This window comes from Polaribacter sp. 2405UD43-2 (assembly GCF_058147125.1).
On record NZ_JBYVJX010000055.1, the window covers coordinates 1 to 254 of the forward strand.

General features: G+C 32.7%; 1 pseudogene. It reads left to right on the forward strand.

Annotated elements, in window-relative coordinates:
- Positions 1–33: 33 nt before the first annotated feature.
- Positions 34–254 (forward strand): annotated as a pseudogene (locus ACY2RX_RS14735) (leucine-rich repeat domain-containing protein); the annotation flags it as partial.

Here is a 254-nt window from a genome sequence, read left to right on the forward strand (position 1 = left end):
ACTGAAGATGTTTATACCACAAACTAAGGAGCTTTGTGGACAGGGTTTAACCCAGTTTCAGAATTTTTTATCAATAATTACATTAATTATGAGATTACTTCTACATCACCCAACACCGTAAAAGCTATAGACTATAATACTGATGGAGGCACTTCTATAGTACTACCCAATACTGTTACCAATGTTTCTACTGGTTATGCTTTAAAAGCAATTGATGATTCAGCATTTTATAATGATAGCTTAACTACTGTAAC